Raw genomic sequence first — 3,005 nt, 5'->3', positions numbered from 1 at the left:
AAGGCGAGGGCCCGGGCCGTTTCCAATGGTCGAATCGTCCTATCGTCGGCGCAGGGCACAAGCGCTTCGTCGCCGTCGTGCAATTGCTTTCGGTCAAGAACAACCAGCGCGTGCGCCTGCGCTGCCATGCGCAGGACGACGCGTTGCCGGTGGTGCCGTCGCTGGTGTCGTTGTGGCCCGGCGCGAACTGGTTCGAGCGCGAGACGTTCGACCTGTTCGGCATCGTCTTTGAAGGGCATCCGGACCTGCGCCGCATCCTCACCGACTATGGTTTCGTCGGCCATCCGTTCCGCAAGGATTTCCCGTTGATCGGAAATGTCGAGGTGCGCTACGACGAGGCGCTTGGCCGCGTGATCTACGAGCCGGTGACCAGCGTCGAGCCGCGCGTCGGCGTGCCGCGCGTGGTACGCCACGACTCGCGCTACGACCAGGCGCAGGCGGAAGGGGCGGTGAACGCCGCGGCGAAGTAGACAGGCGCACCTCCACAATGCAAGAAATCAAGAACTACACGATCAACTTCGGCCCGCAGCATCCGGCGGCGCACGGTGTGCTGCGCCTCGTGCTCGAGCTCGACGGCGAGGTGATCCAGCGTGCCGATCCGCACGTCGGACTCCTGCACCGCGGCACCGAAAAGCTGGCCGAGTCGAAGCCGTTCAACCAGTCGATCGGCTACATGGATCGCCTCGACTACGTGTCGATGATGTGCAACGAGCACGCCTACGTGCGTGCAATCGAAAAGCTGCTCGGCATCGAGGCACCGGTGCGCGCGCAGTACATCCGTACGATGTTCGACGAGATCACGCGCATCCTCAACCACCTGATGTGGATCGGGTCGAACGCGCTCGACCTCGGCGCGATGGCGGTGTTCCTCTATGCGTTCCGCGAGCGCGAGGAGCTGATGGACTGCTACGAGGCGGTGTCGGGCGCGCGCATGCACGCGACCTACTATCGTCCCGGCGGCGTCTATCGCGACCTTCCCGATCGCATGCCGCAGTACAAGGAGTCGCGTTGGCACAAGGGCGAGGATCTCAAGCGCCGCAACGAATGGCGTGAAGGTTCGCTGCTTGATTTCATCGAAGCCTTCGCCAAGGATTTCCCGACGAAGGTCGACGAGTACGAAACGCTGCTGACCGACAACCGCATCTGGAAACAGCGCACGGTCGGCATCGGCGTGGTGCCGCCTGAACAGGCGCTGGCCTGGGGCATGACCGGCGCGATGCTGCGCGGCTCCGGCATCGAGTGGGACCTGCGCAAGAAGCAGCCCTACGCGATGTACGACAGGATGGATTTCGACATTCCGGTCGGCGTGCAGGGCGACTGCTACGACCGCTACCTCGTGCGCGTCGAGGAGATGCGCCAGTCGAACCGCATCGTCGCGCAGTGCGTGGATTGGCTGAAGAAGAATCCGGGCGAGGTGATCGTGCGCAACTTCAAGGTGGCGCCGCCCTCGCGCGAGGAAATGAAGGACGACATGGAAGCGTTGATCCATCATTTCAAACTGTTCAGCGAAGGCTACAGCGTGCCCGCGGGCGAGACCTACGCTGCGGTCGAGGCGCCGAAGGGCGAGTTCGGCTGCTATCTGATTTCCGACGGTGCGAACAAGCCATTCCGCGTGAAGCTGCGCGCGCCGGGCTTTGCCCATCTCTCGTCCATGGACGCGATCGTGCGCGGCCACATGCTGCCCGACGTCGTCGCGATGATCGGCACCTACGATCTCGTCTTCGGAGAAGTCGATCGATGAAAGCAACCAATCACTACGCTGAAGTCAAGGACGTCGATCCGCTCGTCGCACTCAATGCGCACACGCGCGAACACATCGATCACTGGCTGACCAAGTTTCCGCCCGATCGCAAGCGCTCGGCGTTGATCCAGGCGCTGTTCGCGGCGCAGGAACAGAACGGTGGCTTCCTGACCGACGAACTGATTGCGGCGGTGACGAAGTACCTCGGCCTGCCCGCGGTGTGGGGTTACGAAGTGGCGAGCTTCTACTCGATGTTCGAAACCACGCCGGTCGGACGCAACAACGTTGCCGTGTGCACGAACATCTCGTGCTGGCTCAACGGTGGCGAGGGCATCCTCAAGCATTGCGAGAAGAAGCTCGGCATCAAGGTCGGCGAGTCGACGCCGGACGGCCGCGTCTATCTCAAGCAGGAAGAGGAATGCCTTGCGGCTTGCTGCGGCGCGCCGATGATGGTGGTCAATGGCCACTATCACGAGAAGCTGACGCCGGAGTCGGTTGACCAGATTCTCGACGGATTGAAATAAGAACTTGTAGGGGTGCGACCGATCTTATCCAAATCGGTCGCGCCCGGTTTTGAAGGCAAATATCTATGGCAGTGGGCCCCGCACCGCAGGAATACCAGGTCGTCTACACGACGCTGAACTTCGACACGCCGTGGTCGATGGACAGTTATCTGAAAGTCGATGGCTACAAGGCGTGGAAGAAGATCCTCGCCGAGAAGCCCGATCCGGCTTCGATCGTCGACGAGCTGAAGAAGAGTTCGCTGCGCGGCCGCGGCGGCGCCGGCTTCCCGACCGGGTTGAAGTGGTCGTTCATGCCAAAAGGCACGATGCAGAAGTACATCCTGTGCAATTCGGACGAGTCCGAGCCGGGTACCTGCAAGGACCGCGACATCCTGCGCTTCAATCCGCACGCGGTTGTCGAAGGCTTGGCGATTGCCTGTTACGCGACCGGTTCGACCGTCGCCTACAACTATCTGCGCGGCGAATTCCACCACGAGCCGTTCGAGCATTTCGAAGCGGCGCTGAAGGAAGCCTATGCCGCAGGCCTGCTCGGCAAGAACATTGGCGGCAGCGGCATCGATTGCGACATCTACACCGCGCTCGGCGCGGGCGCCTACATCTGCGGCGAGGAAACCGCGCTGATGGAATCGCTCGAAGGCAAGAAGGGCCAACCGCGCTTCAAGCCGCCGTTCCCGGCCGGCTTCGGCCTGTACGGCAAGCCGACGACGATCAACAACACCGAAACCTATGCCTCGGTGCCG

General features: G+C 62.4%; 3 protein-coding genes and 1 pseudogene. All 4 read left to right on the top strand.

The features are described from left to right. A partial coding sequence (locus tag VF497_RS11490) for an NADH-quinone oxidoreductase subunit C (protein WP_330888798.1) occupies window positions 1–470 on the top strand: 470 nt, incomplete at its 5' end. 17 nt (window positions 471–487) lie between these two features. Then, window positions 488–1,741: an NADH-quinone oxidoreductase subunit D gene (locus VF497_RS11485; protein WP_330888796.1), complete on the top strand. Its 1,254-nt coding sequence runs from the start codon at window positions 488–490 to the stop codon at window positions 1,739–1,741. After that, window positions 1,738–2,265: an NADH-quinone oxidoreductase subunit NuoE gene (gene nuoE / locus VF497_RS11480; protein WP_330888794.1), complete on the top strand. Its 528-nt coding sequence runs from the start codon at window positions 1,738–1,740 to the stop codon at window positions 2,263–2,265. Before VF497_RS11485 ends, nuoE begins: the two co-directional genes overlap by 4 nt. A 65-nt stretch (window positions 2,266–2,330) precedes the next feature. Beyond that, window positions 2,331–3,005, top strand: a pseudogene (locus VF497_RS11475) (NADH-quinone oxidoreductase subunit F); the annotation flags it as partial.

This window comes from Rudaea sp., from assembly GCF_036383415.1.
In the GTDB taxonomy this organism is placed as follows: Bacteria; Pseudomonadota; Gammaproteobacteria; order Xanthomonadales; family Rhodanobacteraceae; genus Rudaea.
The sequence above is the reverse complement of the archived record's forward strand: the minus strand, read 5'-3'. Positions and strand labels throughout refer to the sequence as shown.